This window comes from Mycobacterium sp. ELW1, from assembly GCF_008329905.1.
In the GTDB taxonomy this organism is placed as follows: domain Bacteria; phylum Actinomycetota; class Actinomycetes; order Mycobacteriales; family Mycobacteriaceae; genus Mycobacterium.
On record NZ_CP032155.1, the window covers coordinates 5,429,387 to 5,451,120 of the forward strand.

Annotated in this window: 25 protein-coding genes; 14 read left to right on the top strand and 11 right to left on the bottom strand. The window is 68.3% G+C overall.

The genetic code is table 11. The features are described from left to right. Complete coding sequence (gene otsB, locus D3H54_RS26020; RefSeq protein ID WP_286199002.1) at window positions 1-774, top strand: trehalose-phosphatase; 774 nt, start codon at window positions 1-3, stop codon at window positions 772-774. Here otsB and D3H54_RS26025 read toward each other — a convergent pair. Then, entirely contained in the window at window positions 771-1,871 is a 1,101-nt protein-coding gene (locus D3H54_RS26025; protein WP_149382466.1) for an Rv3575c family transcriptional regulator, read from the bottom strand. The two genes, otsB and D3H54_RS26025, sit on opposite strands and share 4 nt — an antisense overlap. Window positions 1,872-2,005: 134 nt before the next feature. Between D3H54_RS26025 and D3H54_RS26030 the strand changes: the two genes are divergently transcribed. From D3H54_RS26030 to D3H54_RS26055, 6 genes are read left to right on the top strand one after another with little or no spacing between them, the layout of a single operon-like run. Beyond that, the gene (locus D3H54_RS26030; protein ID WP_149383745.1) at window positions 2,006-2,899 is read left to right on the top strand and encodes a metal ABC transporter solute-binding protein, Zn/Mn family; all 894 of its coding nucleotides are present in this window, start codon (window positions 2,006-2,008) and stop codon (window positions 2,897-2,899) included. A 9-nt stretch (window positions 2,900-2,908) separates the two neighbouring features. After that, window positions 2,909-3,721 carry a metal ABC transporter ATP-binding protein gene (locus tag D3H54_RS26035; protein WP_115317504.1) on the top strand — a complete coding sequence of 271 codons (813 nt, stop codon included), beginning with the start codon at window positions 2,909-2,911 and terminating at the stop codon, window positions 3,719-3,721. Beyond that, on the top strand, window positions 3,714-4,580 hold the full coding sequence (locus D3H54_RS26040; protein ID WP_149382468.1) for a metal ABC transporter permease: 867 nt from the start codon (window positions 3,714-3,716) through the stop codon (window positions 4,578-4,580). Before D3H54_RS26035 ends, D3H54_RS26040 begins: the two co-directional genes overlap by 8 nt. 29 nt (window positions 4,581-4,609) lie before the next feature. Then, window positions 4,610-5,368: a LamB/YcsF family protein gene (locus D3H54_RS26045; RefSeq protein ID WP_149382470.1), complete on the top strand. Its 759-nt coding sequence runs from the start codon at window positions 4,610-4,612 to the stop codon at window positions 5,366-5,368. Then, window positions 5,368-6,288 (top strand): MBL fold metallo-hydrolase, encoded by a 921-nt coding sequence (locus D3H54_RS26050; protein WP_149382472.1) that lies wholly within the window; start codon window positions 5,368-5,370, stop codon window positions 6,286-6,288. The genes D3H54_RS26045 and D3H54_RS26050 overlap by 1 nt, the downstream gene beginning before the upstream one ends. Before the next feature lie 10 nt (window positions 6,289-6,298). Beyond that, complete coding sequence (locus D3H54_RS26055; protein ID WP_149383746.1) at window positions 6,299-7,534, top strand: SLC13 family permease; 1,236 nt, start codon at window positions 6,299-6,301, stop codon at window positions 7,532-7,534. A 2-nt stretch (window positions 7,535-7,536) separates the two neighbouring features. Here the strand turns inward: D3H54_RS26055 and rlmB are convergent, their stop codons facing one another. The 5 genes from rlmB to D3H54_RS26080 are packed head-to-tail and all read right to left on the bottom strand — an operon-like array spanning window position 7,537 to window position 11,567. Then, complete coding sequence (gene rlmB / locus D3H54_RS26060; protein ID WP_149382474.1) at window positions 7,537-8,478, bottom strand: 23S rRNA (guanosine(2251)-2'-O)-methyltransferase RlmB; 942 nt, start codon at window positions 8,476-8,478, stop codon at window positions 7,537-7,539. Next, the gene (gene cysS, locus D3H54_RS26065) at window positions 8,479-9,882 is read right to left on the bottom strand and encodes a cysteine--tRNA ligase (RefSeq protein ID WP_149382476.1); all 1,404 of its coding nucleotides are present in this window, start codon (window positions 9,880-9,882) and stop codon (window positions 8,479-8,481) included. A gap of 28 nt (window positions 9,883-9,910) precedes the next feature. Beyond that, complete coding sequence (gene ispF / locus D3H54_RS26070) at window positions 9,911-10,402, bottom strand: 2-C-methyl-D-erythritol 2,4-cyclodiphosphate synthase (protein WP_149382478.1); 492 nt, start codon at window positions 10,400-10,402, stop codon at window positions 9,911-9,913. Beyond that, the gene (ispD, locus tag D3H54_RS26075; RefSeq protein WP_149382480.1) at window positions 10,399-11,061 is read right to left on the bottom strand and encodes a 2-C-methyl-D-erythritol 4-phosphate cytidylyltransferase; all 663 of its coding nucleotides are present in this window, start codon (window positions 11,059-11,061) and stop codon (window positions 10,399-10,401) included. The genes ispF and ispD overlap by 4 nt, the downstream gene beginning before the upstream one ends. A gap of 17 nt (window positions 11,062-11,078) precedes the next feature. Next, window positions 11,079-11,567, bottom strand: coding sequence for a CarD family transcriptional regulator (locus D3H54_RS26080; RefSeq protein ID WP_149382482.1), 489 nt, complete (start codon window positions 11,565-11,567; stop codon window positions 11,079-11,081). Between the two features lie 295 nt (window positions 11,568-11,862). On the opposite strand from D3H54_RS26080, the gene D3H54_RS26085 reads away from it, so the two are divergent. The 3 genes from D3H54_RS26085 to disA are packed head-to-tail and all read left to right on the top strand — an operon-like array spanning window position 11,863 to window position 15,023. Further along, entirely contained in the window at window positions 11,863-12,411 is a 549-nt protein-coding gene (locus D3H54_RS26085) for a copper chaperone PCu(A)C domain-containing protein (RefSeq protein ID WP_149382484.1), read from the top strand. Between the two features lie 57 nt (window positions 12,412-12,468). Beyond that, window positions 12,469-13,917, top strand: a complete 1,449-nt coding sequence (gene radA, locus D3H54_RS26090; RefSeq protein WP_149382486.1) for a DNA repair protein RadA — start codon at window positions 12,469-12,471, stop codon at window positions 13,915-13,917. After that, window positions 13,914-15,023, top strand: a complete 1,110-nt coding sequence (gene disA, locus D3H54_RS26095) for a DNA integrity scanning diadenylate cyclase DisA (protein ID WP_210419597.1) — start codon at window positions 13,914-13,916, stop codon at window positions 15,021-15,023. Before radA ends, disA begins: the two co-directional genes overlap by 4 nt. 65 nt (window positions 15,024-15,088) lie before the next feature. Here the strand turns inward: disA and D3H54_RS26100 are convergent, their stop codons facing one another. Together D3H54_RS26100 and D3H54_RS26105 are read right to left on the bottom strand one after the other, a co-directional pair. Further along, window positions 15,089-15,880: a hypothetical protein gene (locus tag D3H54_RS26100; RefSeq protein WP_210419770.1), complete on the bottom strand. Its 792-nt coding sequence runs from the start codon at window positions 15,878-15,880 to the stop codon at window positions 15,089-15,091. A gap of 89 nt (window positions 15,881-15,969) precedes the next feature. Continuing rightward, entirely contained in the window at window positions 15,970-16,587 is a 618-nt protein-coding gene (locus D3H54_RS26105) for a carbonic anhydrase (protein ID WP_149382492.1), read from the bottom strand. A gap of 37 nt (window positions 16,588-16,624) precedes the next feature. On the opposite strand from D3H54_RS26105, the gene D3H54_RS26110 reads away from it, so the two are divergent. Beyond that, window positions 16,625-17,500, top strand: coding sequence for an iron-sulfur binding domain-containing protein (locus D3H54_RS26110; protein ID WP_149382494.1), 876 nt, complete (start codon window positions 16,625-16,627; stop codon window positions 17,498-17,500). Here the strand turns inward: D3H54_RS26110 and D3H54_RS26115 are convergent. Beyond that, entirely contained in the window at window positions 17,497-18,456 is a 960-nt protein-coding gene (locus tag D3H54_RS26115) for a GlxA family transcriptional regulator (RefSeq protein WP_149382496.1), read from the bottom strand. The genes D3H54_RS26110 and D3H54_RS26115 overlap by 4 nt on opposite strands. A gap of 71 nt (window positions 18,457-18,527) precedes the next feature. Here D3H54_RS26115 and D3H54_RS26120 point away from each other — a divergent pair, with 71 nt between their 5' ends. Further along, entirely contained in the window at window positions 18,528-18,725 is a 198-nt protein-coding gene (locus tag D3H54_RS26120; protein ID WP_149382498.1) for a hypothetical protein, read from the top strand. Here D3H54_RS26120 and D3H54_RS26125 read toward each other — a convergent pair. Beyond that, entirely contained in the window at window positions 18,699-19,472 is a 774-nt protein-coding gene (locus D3H54_RS26125; protein WP_149382501.1) for an alpha/beta fold hydrolase, read from the bottom strand. The genes D3H54_RS26120 and D3H54_RS26125 overlap by 27 nt on opposite strands. A 55-nt stretch (window positions 19,473-19,527) precedes the next feature. Between D3H54_RS26125 and mhuD the strand changes: the two genes are divergently transcribed. Together mhuD and D3H54_RS26135 are read left to right on the top strand one after the other, a co-directional pair. Continuing rightward, window positions 19,528-19,845 (top strand): mycobilin-forming heme oxygenase MhuD, encoded by a 318-nt coding sequence (mhuD, locus tag D3H54_RS26130; RefSeq protein WP_036341775.1) that lies wholly within the window; start codon window positions 19,528-19,530, stop codon window positions 19,843-19,845. Next, window positions 19,820-21,187, top strand: a complete 1,368-nt coding sequence (locus D3H54_RS26135) for a serine hydrolase (RefSeq protein WP_432246412.1) — start codon at window positions 19,820-19,822, stop codon at window positions 21,185-21,187. Before mhuD ends, D3H54_RS26135 begins: the two co-directional genes overlap by 26 nt. On the opposite strand, the gene D3H54_RS26140 is transcribed toward D3H54_RS26135, so the two are convergent. Continuing rightward, window positions 21,167-21,724 (bottom strand): histidine phosphatase family protein, encoded by a 558-nt coding sequence (locus tag D3H54_RS26140; protein ID WP_149382505.1) that lies wholly within the window; start codon window positions 21,722-21,724, stop codon window positions 21,167-21,169. The two genes, D3H54_RS26135 and D3H54_RS26140, sit on opposite strands and share 21 nt — an antisense overlap. Window positions 21,725-21,734 lie beyond the last annotated feature (10 nt).

Genomic DNA, 21,734 nt, shown 5'->3' on the forward strand with positions numbered 1-21,734 from the left:
GTGCCCGAGGACCCTGTGCCCGATCTCCCCGAGGATCTGCATCGCGCGCTGAGCGAGGTCGCGCGAGTCCCACAGTTGTTGGTGGCGTCCGACTTTGACGGCACCGTCGCGCCGATCGTGTCCAACCCGGCCGACGCCCGTCCCCTGCCGGCCGCCGCCGACGCCCTTGCCGCGCTGGCGGCATTGCGATCCACCAGTGCGGCGCTGATCTCCGGACGTGCGCTTCGCGACCTGAAAATACTGTCCGGTGCGCCCGGCGATGTGCATCTGGTGGGCAGCCACGGCGCGGAGTTCGACGCCGACTTCCTCGACGCGATCGACGAGGCCGCCAGGGCGCGGCTGGCCGAACTCGAGCAGACGATGGCCGCCCTGGCGCAGCGCTATCCCGGCGCGACCATCGAAACCAAGCCGGTCAGCGTGGCGTTCCACGTGCGCAACGCGGTTCCCGAGGACGCCCAGAGGGCGCTCGATGAGGCGCTGAACGCGGTGCGGGACTGGGACATTCACGTCACCGAAGGCAAAGCGGTTCGCGAGTTCGCAGTCATCGACACCGACAAGGGCGCGGCGCTCGAGCAGCTGCGCGAACAGCTCGACGCAACCGCGGTGGTGTTCTTCGGCGACGACGTCACCGACGAAAAGGGGTTCAGGCGGCTCACCGACGGCGACGTCGGGGTGAAGGTCGGTCCGGGGCAGACCCTGGCCCGCTATCGCGTCGACTCCCCCGACGACGTCGCGACCGCACTGGAGTACCTGGTTCGCGCCCGGCGCGGTTAGACCGGCGGCCCCGCGGTCCGCCCCCGCACCAGTTCGGTGGGCAGCACATCGATCACCGGCAAGCCGTCGCGCGGCGGGCTGTGCAGCAGCCGGCCGGCCCGCTTGCCCTTCTCCAGGCTGGGCTGCGACACCGTGGTCAACCCCCGGCTCAAGGCCTCGGGGATGCCATCGAACCCGGTGACCGTCATCTGGCCGGGAACGTAAATGCCTTTGGCGCGTAGATAATCCATCGCCGAGATGGCCAGTACGTCGGCGGTGCACATCAAGGCGGTGATCCGCGGGTTCGTCTGCAGCGCCAACTCGGCGGCCGCCGCCCCGGACGCCGGCCGGTGCTCGCAACTCTCCACGATGGTCAGTGCGGCCGGGTCGAGCCCCGCACCGGCCATCGCATCGCACACCCCGCCGATTCTTTCGGTCTGGACGTGAAAGCGAGAGTCCCTGAGGCGATCTGCACTCACGACACCCGCAGCCTGATCGCCGATGCGCCGCTCGTTGCCCAATCGCATTGTCAGCAAACCGATTTCGCGATGCCCGAGGCCTACGACATAGTCGGCCAGTTCCCGCATGGCAGCCCGGTCGTCGATGCAGACCCGGGATGCGCCCGGGACATTCGCGGGCTGGTCGACGACCACGATCGGCACGTGGCGCTGCAGCACGGTCTGCAGGTAGGGGTCGTCGTCGGCCGCGGCGTAGACGACGAATCCGTCGACCCCTGCTGCCAGAACGGAATTCGTGCCTTCCGAAACGCTGCGGTCCGGTCCGACCGCGACCAGCAGCAGGCCCTGTCCGGCCTCTTCGCACGATTCGGCGAGTCCGGCAACGAAATTCAATGCGGCGGGATCACTGAAGGCATAGGTCAACGGCTCGGCGATCACCAGACCGACCGCGCCGGCCTTTCGGGTTCGCAGCGACCGGGCCACCGGGTCCGGGCCGGCGTATCCTAGCCGCTTCGCGGTGGCCAGTACCCGCTCCCGCAGATCGGCCGACAACTGATCGGGCCGGTTGTACGCATTCGAGATCGTGGTCCGCGAAACCTTGAGTTCGGCGGCCAATGAGGCCAGGGTTGCCCGCCGCCGCGGCGCGGGACTTCGGGACATGCTCCGTGAGGCTAGCGCATTGAGTTGCGCACGACCGGTACCGATGCCCTATGGTTATTGGAAACGGTTTTCATTTGTATTAGGTTGACTCAGTCAGAGGAGTGCTCGTGCGCAGTACTGCGATCCGCGCGGTCATGGGTTTGTCGGCGTTGGCGCTGGCGGCCGGTCTCACCGCATGTGGCGGCGACAAGTCCCCGGGCGGCGCTCCGGCAGCACAGACACCCACCGTGGTGGCCTCCACCGACGTATGGGGCAGCGTCGCGCAGGCGGTCGCAGGCGACCACGCCAAGGTCACCTCGATCATCACCAGCGCCTCGGCAGACCCGCACTCGTTCGAGGCCAGCCCCTCGAATGCAGCCGACATCGCGGACGCGTCGCTGGTGGTCTACAACGGCGGCGGCTACGACCACTGGGTCGACGACGTCCTGGCCGGTCACAAGGGCGTGGCGTCGGTCAACGCGTACTCGCTGCTGAAGCCGCCCGCCGGCGAGCCCGAGCCGGCCAACGAGCACGTCTTCTATGACCTGGCCACCGCGCGGGCCGTGGCCAGCTCGATCGCCGACAAGCTCGCACAGGACGATCCGCAGCACGCCGCCGACTACAAGTCCAACGCCGAGACCTTCAACCGCAAGGCCGACGCGATAGCGCAGACCGAGAACGCCATCCGCACCACCCACCCGGGCGCCGCGGTGGTCGCGACCGAACCCGTCGCGCACTATCTCCTGGTGGCCGCCGGCCTGACCGACAAGACACCCGCCGGATTCGCCAGCGCCGTCGAGCAGGACACCGATCCCGCCCCCGTCGACGTCGCGGCCATGCTGGACCTCATCAAGTCCCGCCAGATCGCCGCTGTGGTGTTCAACGAACAAACCATCACCGAGGTCACCAAACAGGTCCAGGCGGCAGCTCAGAGCGCCGGCGTGCCCATTGTCAGCGTCACCGAGACGCTGCCCGACGGCAAGGACTACCTGACCTGGCAGCGCGATACCGCCGACCGGTTGACCGCCGCGTTGCAGCAGAACCGATAATCACTGCTTGTGAGTACCGAGGTCGTCTGCCTGTCCGGTGCTCGGCTGGCTTTCGGGGACCGGGTGCTCTGGGACCACCTCGATCTGAAGGTGGCCCCCGGTGAGTTCATCGCCATCCTCGGCCCCAACGGCACCGGGAAAACGTCGCTGTTCAAAGTGCTGCTGGGCCAGCTGGAGCTCAGCGCGGGCACGGCCACCATCGAGGGCGGGCCGATCGAGGCGGGCAGCGAGCGGATCGGATACGTGCCTCAGCACCGCTCGGTCGACCGGGGCCTGAGCCTGCGCGGCCGCGACCTGGTCCGCCTCGGGGTGGACGGCCACCACTGGGGCATCGGGCCGCTGTCACCGAAGGAGCGCCAGCACCGGAACTCCGTCGTCGAGCGGGCCTTGACAGAGGTCCAGGCGCTGAAGTTGGCCAAGGTTCCGGTCGGCGTGATGTCGGGCGGCGAACTGCAGCGGGTGCGCATCGCGCAGGCATTGGCCAGTGATCCGGTGCTGCTGCTCTGCGACGAGCCCCTGCTCAACCTGGATCCGGCCAGCGCCCGGCTGGTCGCCCAACTCATCGACCGGCGCCGCAGGTCCGGTACCGCGGTGATGTTCGTGACGCACGAGATCAACCCGGTCGTCCCCTACGTCGACCGGGTGCTCTACCTGGTCAACGGCCGATTCCGGATCGGCACGGTCGCCGAGGTGATGACCTCGGAGACGCTCTCGGAGCTGTATCAGGCCGACATCCAGGTGGTGCAGGTCGGCGATCGCTACGTGGTGGTCGGCGAACACCTCGACCACTCCGGGCACACCCACGGGCACACCCATGAATGACCGCTTCGCACACCTGCTTGATCACCTGTTCGCCTTCGACATCACCGCCGACCTGCTCGGCCGCGGGTTCGTCCAGCAGGCCTTGGTCGCGGCCGCGCTGCTGGCATTGGTGGCCGGGTTGATCGGGCCGTTCATCGTCATGCGCCAGATGTCGTTCGCCGTGCACGGGTCCAGCGAGCTGTCGCTGACCGGCGCGGCCTTCGCGTTGCTGGTCGGATTCAACGTCGGGTTGGGGGCCCTGGTGGGCAGCGCGCTGGCCGCGATCCTGTTCGGCATCCTCGGGCAGCGGGCCCGCGAGCGTGACTCGGCGATCGGTGTGGTGCTGGCCTTCGGGCTGGGCCTTGCTGTGCTGTTCATCCATCTGTACCCGGGCCGGGCCGGCACCAGCTTCGCGCTGCTGACCGGTCAGATCGTCGGCGTCGGCTACTCGGGTTTGACGCTGCTGATCGCGGTGACCGTACTGGTGGTCGGCGTACTGGCCGTCAGTTACCGGCCCCTGCTGTTCGCCACCGCCGACCCCGAAGTGGCTGCGGCGCGCGGTGTTCCGGTGCGCATGCTGGGCATCGTGTTCGCCGCCCTGGTCGGTGTGGTGGCTGCCCAGGGCGTGCAGATCGTCGGAGCGCTGCTGGTGATGTCACTGCTCATCACGCCGGCAGCCGCAGCGGCTCGGGTGTTCAGTTCACCGGCGGCGGTGATCGCGGCGTCGGTGATCTTCGCCGAACTGTCCGCGGTGGTCGGCATCGTCCTGTCGCTGGCGCCCGGAGTTCCGGTGTCGGTGTTCGTCACGACGATCTCGTTCGTGATCTATCTGGTGTGTTGGGCCATCAGCCGGCGCCAGGTGGATCCCGCCGCGGCGTGAACCATCCGCTGGCTGGTTAGTCTGGTCCGGTGACATCCGTCGACCTGAACGCCGACCTCGGCGAAGGCTTCGGGGTGTGGGAACTCGGTGACGACGCGGCCATGCTCGACGTCGTCACGAGCGCCAACGTGGCGTGCGGCTTCCACGCCGGCAACCCGGCCGGGCTGGCGCGCACCAGCCGTGCCGCCGCAGAGCGCGGGGTGCGGATCGGCGCCCAGGTGAGCTACCTCGACCTGGCCGGGTTCGGCCGCCGCTTCATCGACGTCGAACCCGCCGAGCTCACCGCGGAGGTGATCTACCAGATCGGCGCCTTGCAGGCACTCGCCCGTTCCGCAGGAACGGATGTCGGCTACGTCAAACCCCATGGCGCGCTGTACAACACGATCGTCACCCATCGAGAGCAGGCACGCGCGGTCGCCGAGGCGGTGCACGCCGTCGACCCCGGCCTGCCGGTTCTGAGCCTGGCCGGTTCGGTGTTCTTCGAGGAAGCCGAACGACTCGGATTGCGTACCGTCGCCGAGGCGTTCGCCGACCGCGCCTACCGCCCCGACGGTGCGCTGGTTTCCCGCCGGGAGGACGGCGCGGTGCTGCACGATCCGGAGCAGATCGCCGAGCGGGTGTCGCGGATGGTGCACAGCGGCCGAGTATCCGCCGTCGACGGATCGACGATCGACATACGTGTGGAATCCATTTGCGTGCATGGTGATTCGCCGGGGGCGGTGCAGATCGCCACCGCCGTCCGCGATCGCCTGCTGCGCGACGGAGTCGATGTGGTGGCGTTCATCTGATGCGGCTCAAACTCGGCAGGCCCGATATCGGCCAGTACCGCGACCGCTTCGACGTCCCCGAAGCCGACCCGGACACCGCGTTGTCGGTCACCTGGCTGGGGGTGTCGACGCTCCTGGTCGACGACGGCACCTCGTCGCTGCTGACCGACGGCTTCTTCTCCCGCCCGCCGATGCTGGATGTCGGCCTGCGCCGGTTGGCGCCGTCGGCATCGCGGATCGACTACTGCCTGAACCGGGCCAACATCAATCGGCTGGCCGCGGTGTTGCCCGTGCACACTCACTACGATCACGCCATGGACTCCGCCGTCGTCGCGGCCCGCACCGGCGCCCGGCTGATCGGAGGTGAGTCGGCCGCGAATATCGCTCGGGGATACCGTCTTTCGGACGATCAGATCGTCGTCGCGGTGTCCGGGGACGAGCTGACACTCGGCCCGTTCGCCGTGACTCTCATCGAATCGCACCACTGCCCGCCGGACCGCTTCCCCGGCACGATCACCGCACCCGTCGTGCCGCCGGTGAAGGCCTCGGCGTTCCGCTGCGGCGAGGCGTGGTCGACCCTGATCCACCACACACCCAGCGATCGACGGCTGCTCATTCAAGGCAGCGCCGGCTTCCTGCCCGGCGCTCTCGACGGCCGTCGCGCCGACATCGTCTACCTGGGTGTCGGCCAACTCGGTGTGCAACCCCGGGCCTACATCGAGCAGTACTGGGAGCAGACGGTCCGGGCGGTCGGCGCCCGCCGCGTCGTGCTGATCCACTGGGACGACTTCTTCCGCCCGCTCACCGCGCCGCTGATCGCGTTGCCGTATGCCGGCGACGACCTGAACGTGACGATGCGGGTGCTGTCGGGCCTGGCCGAGCGTGACGGCGTCGCTCTGCACCTGCCGACCGTCTGGCAACGCGAAGACCCGTGGGCCTGATCGCGCCGTGCTGATCGTCGCCCTGCTGGCCCTGGTGGTCGTCCTCGTCTTCGCCATCGCGCGCCCTCGGGGCTGGTCCGAGTCAGTGGCAGCGGTGCCCGCCGCAGCCCTGGTCATCGCGATCGGCGCGGTGTCGACCCACGATGCCGCCGACGAGGCGAGCCGGATGCTTCCGGTGGTCGCCTTCCTGGCCGCGATCCTGGTGCTGGCCAAGTTGTGCGACGACGAGGGGCTGTTCCAGGCGGCGGGCACCTGGATGGCACGCGGCACCGCAGGGAAACCGCGGCGGCTGCTGGGTCAGGTGTTCCTGATCGCGGCGGCCACCACGGCGGTACTCAGCCTGGACGCCACCGTCGTGCTGCTGACCCCGGTGGTGCTGGCCACGGCGCGCACGCTGCGGGTTCCGCCGCGCCCGCACCTGTATGCGACTGCGCACCTGTCCAATTCGGCATCGCTGTTGCTGCCGGTGTCCAACCTGACCAACCTGCTCGCGTTCAGCGCCGCCGGGCTGTCGTTCACCCGGTTCAGCGCGCTGATGGCCGCACCGTGGCTCGCGGCGATCGCCGTCGAATACCTGGTGCTGCGACTGGCGTTCCGGCGTGATCTCGCCGACGTGCCGCCCGAGAGCCCGCCCCCGCAGCCGGACCGGCCGGTGTTCGTCCTCGTCGTGCTGGCCCTGACGCTGGTCGGATTCGCGGTCACGTCGTTCGCCGGTCTGTCACCGGCCTGGGCGGCGCTGGCAGGCGCGGTGGTCCTCGGCGTGCGATCACTAGCGCAGCGGCGCAGCACAATTGGCGGGATCGTGCACTCGCTGAATCTGCCGTTCCTGCTGTTCGTACTGGCGCTGGCGGTGGTCGTCAAAGCGGTGATGGTCAACGGTCTCGACACCGCCGCCGCCGACCTGCTGCCGTCGGGCGGCAGCCTGCCGGCGCTGCTCGGGATCGCGACGGTAGCGGCGCTGCTGTCCAATGTCGTCAACAACCTGCCCGCAGTACTGGTGTTGCTGCCGCTGGCTGCGGGCAGCGGTCCGGCCGCAGTGCTCGCCGTGCTGATCGGGGTGAACATCGGACCCAACCTGACCTACGCCGGGTCGCTGGCCAATCTGCTGTGGCGCAGGGTACTGCACCAGAACGGCGAGCCGACCAGCGTGCGCGAGTTCACCTGGCTGGGTGTGGCGACGGTGCCAGCCTGCCTTGTGGTGGCGGTGCTGACGTTGTGGGCCGGGGTGCAGCTGATCGGGGTATAGCGCTACCGGCGACGCTGACGGGCGATCTCGGCCAGCACCACACCGGCAGCCACCGATGCGTTCAACGATTCGGTCGGGCCGGCCATCGGAATCGACACCACCGCATCGCAATTCTGGCGTACCAGCCGTGACAGCCCCTTGCCCTCCGAGCCGACGACGAGCACCAGCGGGCCAGAGCCGTCGAGCTCGTCGAGCGTGGTGTCTCCCTCGGCGTCGAGCCCGATCACCTGAACACCGGCGTCGGCCCAATCTTTGAGCGTGCGAGTGAGATTCGTGGCCCGCGCCACCCGCACGCGGGCGGCCGCTCCGGCGCTCGTGCGCCACGCGACCGCGGTCACCGATGCGGAGCGCCGCTGCGGGATCAGCACACCGTGGCCCGCGAATGCCGCCACCGATCGCACGATCGCGCCGAGGTTGCGCGGGTCGGAGATGTTGTCCAACGCGACCAGAAGCGCCGGTTCGACATCAGACGTGGCGGCGGCCAGCAGATCGTCGGGGTGGGCGTAATTGTAGGGCGGCACCTGCAGGGCGATGCCCTGGTGCAATCCGTTGGAGCTCATCCGGTCCAGATCGTGGCGCGGCACTTCGAGAATCGCGATACCGCGGTCCGCGGCCAGCGTGACCGACTCCGTCAGCCGCTCGTCGGCTTCGGCACCCAGCGCCACATACAGAGCTGTCGCCGGCGCGTGCGCACGCAGACACTCCAGCACCGGGTTGCGACCCAGCACCATCTCGGTCTCGTCGGTGGGTTTCGAATACTGGCGCGCCCGCTTGTCGGCGGTGGCGGCGCGTCGGGCCGCCGGATGCCCGGTCCGAGCACTCGCCGGCGGAGTCGCACCGCGCCCTTCCAGGCCACGGCGGCGCTGACCGCCGGAACCCACGGTCGGACCCTTCTTGGTGCCTTCCTTGCGAATCGCACCGCGCCGCTTGGAGTTTCCCGCCATCTACTTGCCGCCTTCGTCGCGTAGCGCCCACTGCGGTCCGTCGGCAGTATCGGTCACCTCGATGCCGGCTTCCTTGAGCCGATCTCGAATCTCATCAGCCAGAGCCCAATCGCGGGTCTGGCGGGCCCCGTCCCGGCGGTTCAGCTCGGCGCGCACCAACACGTCGACCGCAGCCAGGGCCGCCGACGTCTCGTCGCGGGTCTCCCAGCGCTCGTCGAGCGGGTCGCACCCGAGAATCCCCATCATCGAACGGATTTCACGCGCCTTCACCAGCGCGGTCTCATGATCGCCGGATTCCAGCGCCCGGTTGCCGTCGGCGCGGGCGGCATGCACCTCGGCCAGGGCGGCGGGCACGGCGAGGTCGTCGTCGAGTGCTGCGCCGAACTTCTCGGTCCAGGTGCTGGGCACCACGATGCCGACGCGAGTCCGCACCCGGTGTAGGAACTCTTCGATTCCGGTGTAGGCCTTGACCGCATCCTGCAGGGCGTTCTCGGAGAATTCCAGCATCGACCGGTAATGCGCGCTGCCCAGGTAGTAGCGCAGCTCGGCAGGCCGAACCCGTTGCAGCACAGCCGGAATCGACAGGACATTGCCCAGCGACTTGCTCATCTTCTCCCCGCCCATGGTGACCCAGCCGTTGTGCAGCCAGTACCGGGCGAAGCCGTCGCCGGCGGCACGCGCCTGCGCGATCTCGTTCTCGTGGTGCGGGAAGACCAAATCCATTCCGCCGCAGTGAATATCAAATTCAGCGCCGAGGTATTCGTGGGCCATCGCCACGCATTCGGAGTGCCAGCCCGGGCGGCCCGCTCCCCACGGCGTCGGCCAGGACGGCTCACCGGGTTTGGCGCCCTTCCACAGGGTGAAGTCGCGCTGGTCGCGCTTACCGGTCGCCACACCCTCGCCCTGGTGCACGTCGTCGACCTTGTGCCCGGAGAGCTTGCCGTACTCCGGAAAGCTCTGGACGTCGAAGTAGACGTCGCCGGCGCCGGTGTAGGCGTGGCCGGTGTCGACCAGTCGCTCGATGAGCTCGACGATCTGGGTGATGTGCCCCGTCGCCCGCGGCTCCGCCGACGGCGGCAGCACGCCCAGCGCGTCGTAGGCCGCCGAGAACGCGCGCTCGTGGGTGGCCGCCCACTCCCACCACGGCCGGCCTGCATCGGCGGCCTTGGTGAGGATTTTGTCGTCGATGTCGGTGACGTTGCGGATGAACGCGACGTCGAAACCCTTGGCCATCAGCCAGCGTCGCAGCACGTCGAAGGCGACCCCGCTGCGGACATGGCCGATGTGCGGCAAGCCCTGCACAGTGGCGCCACAGAGATAGATCGAGGCGTGACCGGAACGGATCGGCTCGAAATCGCGCACGGCACCGCTATAGGTGTCGTGGAGTCGCAGGGTGCCGGTCACGACGCGCCAGCTTACCGGCCTGAACGGCTCAGTCAGGCATCGAGGCAGACCCGGCCACCACCAAAGCGGTGGCGATGGCCGCCATACCCTCCCCGCGGCCGGTCAGCCCGAGTCCGTCGGTAGTGGTGGCCGAGACCGACACCGGGGCGCCCAGCAGGCCGCTCAGCAGGCGTTGAGCTTCCTCTCGGCGCGGGCCGATCTTGGGGCGGTTGGCGATCACCTGGACGACGGCGTTGCCGACAGTGAACCCCGCAGCGGTGAGCATCTCGCGGACGTGTTCGAGCATGCGAGCACCGGTGACACCGCGCCACTGCGGCTGGTCCACGCCGAACACCGACCCGAGATCGCCGAGGCCCGCCGCCGAGAGCAGAGCATCGCAGAGCGCGTGGACGGCGACGTCTCCATCGGAGTGTCCGGAGCAGCCGTCGGCATCGTCGAACAACAGGCCCAGCAGCCAGCAGGGCCGGCCGGTCTCGATCGGATGGACGTCGCTACCCAGCCCGACGCGGGGAATCGTCATGCGGCCAGCAGGGCTCGGGCCAGCTGGAGATCCAGCGGCGTGGTGACCTTGAACGCCAGTGGGTCGCCGGCGACGGTGTGCACCGGGGTGCCCAGGTATTCGACAAGCGAGGCGTCGTCGGTGACGGAGGCGCCGCCGGCCCGCTCGTAGGCGCGGCGCAGCAGCGCGGTCTCGAAGCCCTGGGGAGTCTGCACGGCCCTCAGTCCGGACCGTTCAGGAGTACCGAGAACGACGCCATTGGCGTCGACGGCTTTGATGGTGTCGGTGACCGGCAACACCGGGATGACCGCACGCAGGCCGTCCCGCAGGGCGGAGACGACCCGCTGTATCTGCTCGGCCGGCGTCAGCGGCCGAGCGGCGTCGTGTACGAGAACGAACTCGGGTTCGCCGACGGAGGCCAGCGCTCGTCGCACGGTTTCGGGACGCTCCGGACCCCCGGCGACGACCGTGGCACGTCCGTCGAGCAGCAGCTTTGTTTCGTCGACCCGCGCGGCAGGTGCGGCAACGACGACCCGGTCGATCACCCCAGAAGCCAACAGACCGTCCACGGCGCGTTCGAGCATGGTTCGGCCACCGAGATCCACGAAAGCCTTCGGGATACCCGCACCCAGCCGTTCACCGGAACCGGCGGCCGTGACGACCGCGACCGTCTCCGACACCAAACCCCTCAGGGCAGTCAGGACGCGGTGGCCAGCGCTTCGTCGAGAATGATGTTGGCCTTCTCGTCGTCGGTGTTCTCCGCAAGTGCGAGTTCGCCGACGAGAATCTGCCGGGCCTTGGCCAGCATGCGCTTCTCGCCCGCCGACAGACCGCGCTCTTGGTCCCGGCGCCACAGGTCGCGAACAACTTCAGCGACCTTGTTGACGTCACCGGACGCCAGCTTCTCGAGATTGGCCTTGTAGCGGCGCGACCAGTTGGTCGGCTCTTCGGTGTGCGGGGCGCGCAGCACCTGAAACACCTTGTCCAGGCCTTCCTGGCCCACCACGTCACGAACGCCGACGTACTCGGCGTTGTCAGCGGGAACGCGAACGGTGAGGTCGCCCTGGGAAACCTTCAGGACGAGGTATTCCCTCTGCTCGCCTTTGATGGTCCGGGTTTCGATCGCCTCGATCAATGCAGCACCGTGGTGTGGATAGACAACGGTGTCTCCGACCTTAAAAATCATCAGTTTCGAGCCCCTTTCACATCTCAATGTTAGCACGGGGGCCGACAGCGTGCGGAACAACGATGCAGGTCAGGGGCACCGCAGGTGAAGAAAGGGGGTTGACAGGGTGCCGAAACCGTGCAACGCGGGCACTTGTACCCACTGCTCAGCACACCCCCGCCGGGTCGCGGCCGACGACTTCTCTCACCGCCCCGCGAACCCTCAGCTACCGCCGCGCGACGCTACCTACTACTGTGCATAGTCGAACCGCGGCGGCGCGACCATGCCGTCCACACGGGCCGAGCAGGAGGCTGTTGTGAACCGCTTGACGAATCGCCTCGTCGCCGCATCCGCTGGCCTGGCGGCCAGCGCTCTGATCCTGACGGGGTGCGGCACCGGCCAGATCTCGCAGACCGCCGACCAGCAGTCGGCTGTCAACGGCGCCACTGCGAATGTCGCCAACATCGCTCTGCGCAACGTGCACATCCAGGCAGTGCAGTCCGGCGACGCCCTGAAGCCGGGCCGCACCGTCGAGCTCATCTTCGCCGCGGCAAACATCTCCCCGGACACCAACGACAAGCTGGTCAGCGTGAGCTCCGACGTGGGCTCGGTCGAGCTCACCGGGAACACCTCGATTCCGGCCGGATCCTCCTTGATCGTCGGCAGTGCCGACGGCCAGTCCGAAGCGGCGCCGATGGGCAGTGCCCAGCCGGCCAAGGCGGAGGTCACTCTCAGCCAGCCGATCTCCAACGGGCTGACCTACGGCTTCACCTTCACCTTCGAGAAGGCCGGCCAGGCAGAGGTCCAGGTGCCCATCTCGGCGGGCGGCGCAGAGCGGCAAGGGGCACCCGCAGGCCAGGAGTGAGCTGACACGGACCGCTAATCCGCGGTTCTGTCGGACCCACCCGATAGCGTCACGGCCGTGGCCAAGGCGCGTTCGCAATATCGCTGTTCGGAATGCCGCCATGTGATGGCCAAGTGGGTCGGCCGGTGCCCGGAGTGCGGAACCTGGGGCACGGTCGACGAGGTGGCCGGGGCGAGCGCAGCCGGCACCACTGCACAGCGCGCGGTCGTGCCGTCCACCCCTGCGGTGCCCATCAGCTCCATCAACCCGGACCGCACCCGCCACTTCCCCACCGGCGTCGACGAACTCGACCGGGTGCTCGGCGGCGGTGTGGTGCCCGGCTCGGTCAGCCTGCTGGCCGGTGATCCCGGGGTCGGCAAGTCCACGCTGCTGCTCGACGTGGTGCACCGGTGGGCGAGTTCGGGCCGGCGCGCTCTCTATGTGTCCGGCGAAGAGTCGGCGGGCCAGATCCGCATGCGCGGGGAGCGGACCGGCTGCACACACGACGAGGTGTTCCTGGCCGCGGAAACCGATATCAACACCGTGCTCGGCCATATCGAGGCGGTGCAGCCGAGTCTGGTGGTGGTCGACTCGGTGCAGACGATGACGGCGGGTGACACCGACGGTGTGGTCGGCGGGGTGACCCAGGTACGTGCGGTGACGACTGCGCTGACCGCGGCGGCCAAGTCGAGCGGCATAGCCCTGGTGCTGGTCGGCCACGTCACCAAGGACGGCGCCATCGCGGGACCACGCTCGCTGGAGCATCTGGTGGATGTGGTCCTGCACTTCGAGGGTGACCGCAACTCCACCCTCCGGATGGTCCGCGGAGTGAAGAACCGCTTCGGCGCCTCCGATGAGGTTGGCTGTTTCGTGTTGCAGGACAACGGCATTCAGGGGATTTCCGATCCGTCCGGATTGTTTCTCGACAACCGGCCCAATCCGGTACCCGGCACCGCGGTCACCGTGACGCTCGACGGTAAACGCCCGCTGATCGGCGAGGTCCAAGCGCTGCTGGCCTACCGGCCCGAGAACGCGCCGCAACGCCGCGCGGTCAGCGGGGTGGACAGTTCGCGGGCGGCGATGATCGCCGCGGTGCTCGAGCGGCGGGCCGGCCTCAAGGTCAGCGCCACCGACATCTATCTGTCCACCGTCGGCGGGATGCGGCTAGTGGATCCCTCGTCGGACCTGGCCGTCGCGATGGCGATGGCATCGGCCTACGCGGACCTGCCGCTGCCCAGCACGACCGTGGTGATCGGCGAAGTGGGCCTGGCCGGCGATCTGCGCCGCGTCACCGGGATGGACCGCAGACTGGCCGAAGCGGCTCGGCTGGGCTTCACCGAGGCGCTCGTCCCGGTGGGGTGCGGCACCGTCCCCAAGGGCTTCAAAGCCATCGAATCGGCCACCATCGGCGACGCCTTGCGCTCGATGCTGGCGATCGCGAAACGGCCCTACGACAAGGTCGTTACGCAGCTTCGGCGGGAGGGGTCGAGTAACGACCTCGACGCAGTGGACAATAAGTGGCTGTGAGCACCGTCAACGGAGCCAGCGGCTCCGCCCAGCCATCGGCGGTCACGCTGCGCGAGACCATCGGGCGACTGGCGCCCGGCACTGCCCTTCGCGACGGACTGGAGCGCATTCTGCGTGGTCGCACGGGTGCGCTGATCGTGCTGGGCTACGACGAGCGGGTCGAGACGATCTGCGACGGCGGCTTCTCGCTGGATGTGCGGTTCGCCCCCACCCGGCTGCGCGAGCTCTCGAAGATGGACGGTGCCGTCGTGCTGTCCACCGACGGCAACCGGATCGTGCGGGCCAATGTCCAACTGGTGCCGGATCCGACGATCCCCACCGACGAGTCCGGAACCCGGCACCGTTCTGCCGAGCGCACCGCGATCCAGACCGGCTATCCGGTCGTCTCGGTGAGCCATTCGATGAACATCGTCACGGTGTACGTGTCCGGGGAACGCCACGTGGTGGCCGACTCGGCCACCATCTTGTCGCGGGCCAACCAGGCGATCGCGACCCTGGAACGCTACAAGGCTCGCCTCGACGAGGTGTCCCGACAGCTGTCCACCGCCGAGATCGAAGACTTCGTCACCCTGCGCGACGTCATGACGGTGGTGCAGCGGCTCGAGATGGTTCGCCGCATCGGGCTCGAAATCGATTATGACGCAGTGGAACTGGGCACGGACGGCCGGCAGCTGCGGCTTCAGCTCGAGGAACTGCTGGGCGGCAACGACACCGCACGCGAGCTGATCATGCGTGACTATCACGCCAACCCCGACCCGCCGTCGAAGGCTCAGGTCGCCTCGACGCTGGCCGAACTGGACTCGCTGTCGGACACCGAACTGCTGGACTTCACCGCGCTGTCGCGCGTGTTCGGATACCCCTCGACGGCCGAGGCGCAGGATTCAGCGCTCAGTGCCCGTGGCTATCGGGCGATGGCCGGTATCCCCCGCCTGCAGTTCGCTCACGTCGACCTCCTGGTACGCCGCTTCGGTTCCCTGCAGGGACTGCTGGCAGCCAGTGCCACCGACCTGCAGTCCGTCGAAGGCATCGGCGCGATGTGGGCCCGGCACGTTCGCGAGGGTTTGTCGCAGCTGGCCGAGTCGACCATCGCCGACCGGCTGGTCTAGCGCGTCGAGATAGCACTGAGGGCGAAGAATCGGTCGATTCTTCGCCCTCAGTGCTATCTGAATGCCTACCCCGCGGGGGCGGGCGCCGGCGGCGGAGCCTCACCCGGGGCACCGGCGGGCAGCTGCTGCCCGGCGGCGGGCGCGGCGCCCGGCGGCGGAGCGTCGGCCAGGATGAACGGCACCGTCGCCGAACGCAGGTTGCCCAGCTGAACGACCAGGTTGTAGGTGCCGGGTCCGATCGGCTGGCGCGGCAGCGGGCACTGCGGTGCTGAGCCCATGCCGGTCCAGGTCACCTCGGTGGTGACCTGCTCACCCGGATTGAACGTCTTGACCAGCGTCTCGTTCGACGGCGCGCAGTCCAGGTTCGACCACAGCCGCTTGCCATCCATCGAGTACACGTAGGCGGCGAGCACGGCAGCGCCGACGTCACGCTTGCACGCCACCAGGCCGATGTTGGTGACGACCATGGTGAACTTGGGCTGATCACCGATCGCGTACTGCGGCTGGTTGGTGATGCCCTTGACCGCCAGGTTGGAATCCGGGCAGTCGTCGCCCTCTTTGAGCACCGGCGGCGGCATGACGGCCTCGGTGGGCGTTGGTGCGACCGCGACGGGTCCCGCGGGGGTCTCCGCCGGTGGTGGCGGCGCGACGACGGGAGTCTTGTTGTCCGGCTGGGGGTTCTGCGGTTGAGCCGCGGGCGTGGTCTTCACGGCGCTCTTCGAATCCGAGCCACCGCTGAACACGATGAAGGCCACCCCGACGACGATTGCGGTAACCACCGCGACGATGCCGATTGCCAGAGCACGGCGTCGCCAATAAATTTGCGAGGGTAGGGGTCCACGCGGTTCCAGATCCAGATCCAGCACGTTTCCACGGTAAGGCCAGGTCACTGCGAGTTGTCCGACCCCGCTCGGCGTGTCGCCTTGTTAGCTAGCTGGAAAAGTGGTTATTCGCCGATATCGCCGAGGTGTTCGCGCAGCACAACTTTGCCGTCGGCGAGTTGATAAGTCAGTCCCACGATGGCCAGCGCGCCTGCGGCGACCCGCTCGGCGATGAGGGCGGACCGGGCCAGCAGCTGCGTACCGGTCTCGATGACATGGCGGGCCTCGAACTCGTCGACGCGGGTCAAGCCCTCGCGGCGACCCACCAGGATCGACGGGGTCACCCGTTCGACGAGATCGCGGATGTATCCGCCCGGTACCGCACCGTCGTCGAGCGCGGACAGCGTGGCCTTGACCGCGCCGCAGCTGTCGTGCCCGAGAACGGTGATCAGCGGCACGTTGAGCACGCCGACCGCGTACTCGATGGAGCCCAGCACCGCAGAGTCGATGACGTGTCCCGCGGTGCGCACCACGAACATGTCGCCGAGACCCTGGTCGAAGATGATCTCGGCGGCGACCCGGCTGTCAGCGCAGCCGAAGATGACTGCGGTCGGGGTTTGTCCCCCGGCCAACCGCGCGCGATCCTCGATGCTCTGGCTGGGATGCTGTGGCTGGCCGGCAACGAATCGCTCGTTACCCTCTTTGAGTGCCTTCCAAGCGGTTATCGGGCTGGTGTTCGGCATGGCGACCATTCTGCCTTGTCTCTCACCTCGAAACGATATGAGTTCCATTTGTGACGAGCTCGTCGTCTGGTACGGGCACGCCCGGCGCGATCTGCCGTGGCGCAATCCCGATGTGACGGCATGGCAAATCCTGGTCAGCGAATTCATGCTGCAGCAGACTCCGGTCGCGCGGGTGGCACCGATCTGGCTCGACTGGGTGGCGCGCTGGCCGACCCCCTCGGCGACGGCGGCAGCCAGCGCCGCGGACGTGCTTCGCGCCTGGGGCAAGCTCGGATATCCGCGGCGAGCCAAGCGCCTGCACGAATGCGCGACCGTGATCGCCACCGAACACGATGACCGGGTGCCCGACGACGTCGAGGTGTTGTTGACCCTGCCCGGTGTCGGCTCATACACCGCCCGCGCGGTGGCCTGTTTCGCCTACCAACAGAGCGTGCCGGTGGTGGACACCAACGTGCGACGGGTCGTAGCGCGAGCGATCCACGGTCTTGCCGATGCCGGAAACCCCTCCACCACAAGAGATATGGGCGACGTCCTGGCGCTGATGCCCGATGACGAGACGGCTCCGGTGTTCTCGGCGGCGCTGATGGAACTCGGTGCGACGGTGTGCACGGCGCGCTCGCCCAAATGCGGGGTGTGTCCGCTGAGCGTGTGCGCCTGGCGGGCCGCCGGGCACCCGCCGGCAGCCACCGCACCACGGCCTGCCCAGCGGTTTGCCGGGACCGACCGGCAGGTGCGCGGCAAGTTGCTGGATGTGTTGCGCGCCAGCACTTCTCCGGTATCGCGCGATCAGCTTGACGTGGTGTGGCTGACCGATACCGCACAGCGCGACCGCGCACTGGACTCGCTTCTGGTGGACGGCCTGGTGGAGCAGACCGCCGACGGCCGCTTCGCGTTGTGCGGCGAGGCGGACTAGGCCGAGCGGGCGAACCGGCGACGGTAGTCCGACGGGGTGACGCCGACGATTCGGCGGAAGTGGTGGCGTAGCAGCGTGGCATTGCCGAATCCCGCCCGCTCGGCGATGCGGTCGATGTCCAGATCGGTCTCCTCCAGCATCCGGCGGGCGTAGAGCACCCGCTGATCGGTGACCCACTGCATGGGCGTGGTGCCGGCCTCCTCGACGAAGCGCCGCGCGAACGTTCGCGCCGACATGTTGGCCCGGCGAGCCATGCTCGTGACCGTGTGCGGCTTGTCGAGATTGGACAGGATCCAATCCAATTGCGGCGCAAACCCTTCCGAACATCGCGCGGGAATGGGTTGCTCGATGTACTGACGCTGTCCGCCATCGCGCTGCGGTGGCACCACCATTCGCCGGGCGATGATGTTGGTGACCGCGCTGCCGAGTTCGCGGCGGACCAGGTGCAGGCACGCGTCGATACCGGCGGCGGTGCCGGCACTGGTCACCAGGTCGCCGTCGTCGACGAACAGCACGTTGCGGTCGATGATCGCGGTGGGATAGCGCTGCGCGAGGTCGTCGGCGTGCATCCAGTGCGTGGTGCAGTGCCGCCCGTCGAGCAGGCCCGCCTCACCCGCCACGAATGCGCCGGAACAGACGGTCAGGATCGTCGACCCGGCCGCGTGGGCGGCCCGCAGGGCTTCTAGCGCTTCCGGCGGGTACGCCTCGACCGGGCCGGTGACCGCCGACACCGCCACCACGTCGGCGCCTATCAGGGCATCGAGGCCGTGGTCGGGCACCAGCGCCGCGCCGACACTGGTGCGCAGTGGCTTGCCCGCTTGCGGGCCGCACACCTTGAAATCGAAGTTGGGCACACCGTCTGCCGCCCGGTCGATGCCGAAGACCTCGCACACCACGCCGAACTCGAAGACGGCGACGTTGTCCAAGACCAGCGCCGAGACACTCTTCAAAGGCATGGCAGAATTTTATCTCACCGGGTCAGTACTGCCACTGTTGGCGGGATCTTTTTCCCCGAAGCATTACTGCCATGAACATTTTCGCCGCCATCCTCAAGAAACTTCATCTGCACGCCGATCAATTCCGGGTGTGGGCACCGATGGTCGGTCCGCTGTTCGCCGACGATGCCGACCTGCGCCGGATCAGCCACGACCTCGACGCCGTGCGGACCCGGTTCGAACACCATCCGACCTGGCCGTCGTCAGGTGTCCTCGGGGAGCGCCGCTAGGAACGACTCGACGGCGTCCCGGTACCGGTCCGGGGCGTCGTCGTGAACGAGGTGGCCTGCCCCGTCGACGTGGACGTAGCGAGCCGACGGCCCGGCCAGCTCGGCCATTCGCCGCATCTGCCCGGGCGGCGCCACCGAGTCACCCGCCTCGATCAGCAACACCGGCGCCCGGACCGCCTGCCACTGCCGCCAGTAGTCCCGAGTCCCCCACTCCGCCGCAATCTCGATCCAGCGAGCCGGCTGGCCGTGCAGCCGCCAGCCGGTCGCCGTTCGGTCGAAGGCTTCGAGGAAGTAGCGCCCGGCGACCGGCCCGAACTCGTCGAAGACCTGCTGCTCCGTGGAGTACTCAACCGGCAAGGCATGCACCCACGGCTCCCACGGGCCGGTGGTGCGGCCGACGAAGTCCGGCGCCATGTCCTCGACCACCAGCGCGCGCACCAGATCGGGACGCTGCGCGGCCAAGCACCAGGAATGCAGACCACCCATCGAGTGCCCGACGAGTACCGCGGGGCCGTCGAGGCTTGCCAGCGCGTCACCGAGGTCGGTCACGAACCGTTCGGTGCTGACCGGTTCGCCATCCTCGACCTCACGGCCGCGGTGCCACGGTGCGTCGTAGGTGTGTACCGACCCGAACCGGGCCAGCCACGGCACCTGCCGCGACCACGTGGTGCCCCGGCCCATCAAGCCGTGCACCAACACCACGGGCCGCCCGTTTCCACCCCGATAGGTCAGCAGCTCAGTGCTCACCGGTTCATCTTGCGCGGTCGGTCACCGGCCCGGGCGGGCGCGGTAGCCTTGCGCCATGTCCGTTGTGAAGATCAACGCAATCGAGATTCCGCCGGGTGCCGGTCCAGAGCTGGAGAAGCGTTTCGCCAACCGCGCTCACGCCGTGGACAACCAGCCGGGCTTCCTCGGGTTCCAATTGCTGCGACCCGTCAAGGGTGAGGACCGCTACTTCGTGGTGACCACATGGGAGTCCGAGGAGGCGTTCCAGGCCTGGGCGAGCGGGCCGGCGATCCACGCGCATGCCGGCGAGCGCGCCAACCCGGTGGCCAAGGGTGCCCATCTGCTCGAGTTCGAGGTTGTGTTGGACGTTGCCGGGACCGGCTCGAAGGCGTAGCGCACGCCGGGGGTGCCGGCGCGCGGTGGCAGTCGCCACCGTGATCGCGTCCGCGGCCGCCCTGGCAACCAGCTGCACATCGCCACCCGCGCCGTCCGCCAATGCCGGCGCGGGCGTTCGCATCGACCTCAACACCCCGCAAGGAGTGCGAGCCAAGCAGGTCATGGACATGCTGAACTCGGACTGGCCGATCGGCAATGAGAGCGTCAAGACGCTGGCCACCCCGGAGCTGGTGGACCCGGTCGCCCACACCATGGACTCGCTGTGGTGGGACCGGCCCTACACCCTGGCCGGCGTCGAGGTCGGCGCCAACGTCGCCACCCTGCACATGCTGACCTCCTACGGCGCCCGCCAGGACATCGACCTGCGCATCGGCGACGACACCTTCGTCAGCCGGTTCGTCGTCACCACCGAGAAACCGAAGATCGACTCGTGGCAGGACGTCGACACCGCACTGAGCCGCACCGGCGCCCGCTACTCGTGGCAGGTGTCCAAGGTCGACGACGGCCGCTGCGAGAAGGTCGCGGGCACCAACACCTCTGAATCCCTGCCGCTGGCTTCGATTTTCAAGACATACGTGTTGTACGCGGTCGAAACTGCCGTCGCTACAGGCACGGTGAACTGGGACGACAAGCTGACGATCACCGCTGAAGTGAAGAAGCTCGGTTCATCGGGCTTCGACAAGCTTCCGCCCGGATCGCAGATCACCGTCCGCGAGGCCGCGGGCAAGATGATCTCGACGAGCGACAACATGGCCACCGATCTGCTGATCGCACGGGTGGGCACCCGTGCCATCGAAGAGGCCCTGGTCGCCGCAGGGCACCACGACCCCGCGAGCATGACGCCGTTCCCGACCATGCGGGAACTGTTCGCGATCGGCTGGGGCAATCCCGATGTGCGTGAGCAGTGGAAGACAACCGTGCCGGCGAATCGGGGAAACCTGTTGCACGACGCGGATTCCCGCCCGTACGAGCCTGATCCGATGCGCTCCCACACGCCGGCCTCGACCTACGGCGTGGAGTGGTACGGCAACGCCGAGGACATCTGCCGCGTGCACGCCGCCCTGCAGCACAATGCCGTCGGTCGCGCGGCTCCGGTCAAGGACGTGATGTCCGAAGCCGCGGGCATCGACCTCGACCCCGCCGAGTGGCCCTACATCGCCGCCAAGGCCGGAAACCTGCCCGGCGAGATGACATTCAGCTGGTATGCGGTGGACCGAACGGGCCAGGCCTGGGTGGTCAGCTTCCAGTTCAACTGGCCCCGTTTCCACAGCGCGAACGCGGGCGGCTGGGCGATGATGATCATCAAGCAGGTGTTCGGGTTACTGCCCCGCTACCGCTGAGCGCAGCGTCCACACCGATCCTCGGTGATGCAGGGCGGTGCTGCTGGCCGGCGCGATATCGATGCGCCAGAACGACTTTGGCGGTGCGTCGAGCACGCTGAGGATCGCCGCGCGAACCACTGCGGGGTGGGTGAACGCGACAACGCGACCCGGTGTGCGGGCGATGTCGACCAGCCAGCCGCGCACCCGCTCGATCAGCTCGACGACCGATTCGCCGTTGTGCGGGCGGCTTTCAGGGTCGGTCAGCCACTGCGTGAGCTCACCCGGCTGCACCTGTTCGAGGCTGCGGCCGCCCCAGGAACCGCACCCCAGGTCGGCCAGCCGCGGATCAACCGCAGGTGTCAGGCCGAGCGCTTCCGCGCTCTGGAGCGCACGAAGTTCCGGCCCGGAGAGCACCAGATCGGCGGCACCGACATCAACCCCGGCCAGCTGCCGTCGGCCGATGGCGTTGAGCTCTTCGTCGAGCGGAAATCGTCCGGCTGCCATGGCATCGGTCATGGCGTGTGACACCAGGGTCAGCCGGACGACCTCGCTCACGCCGCTCCCT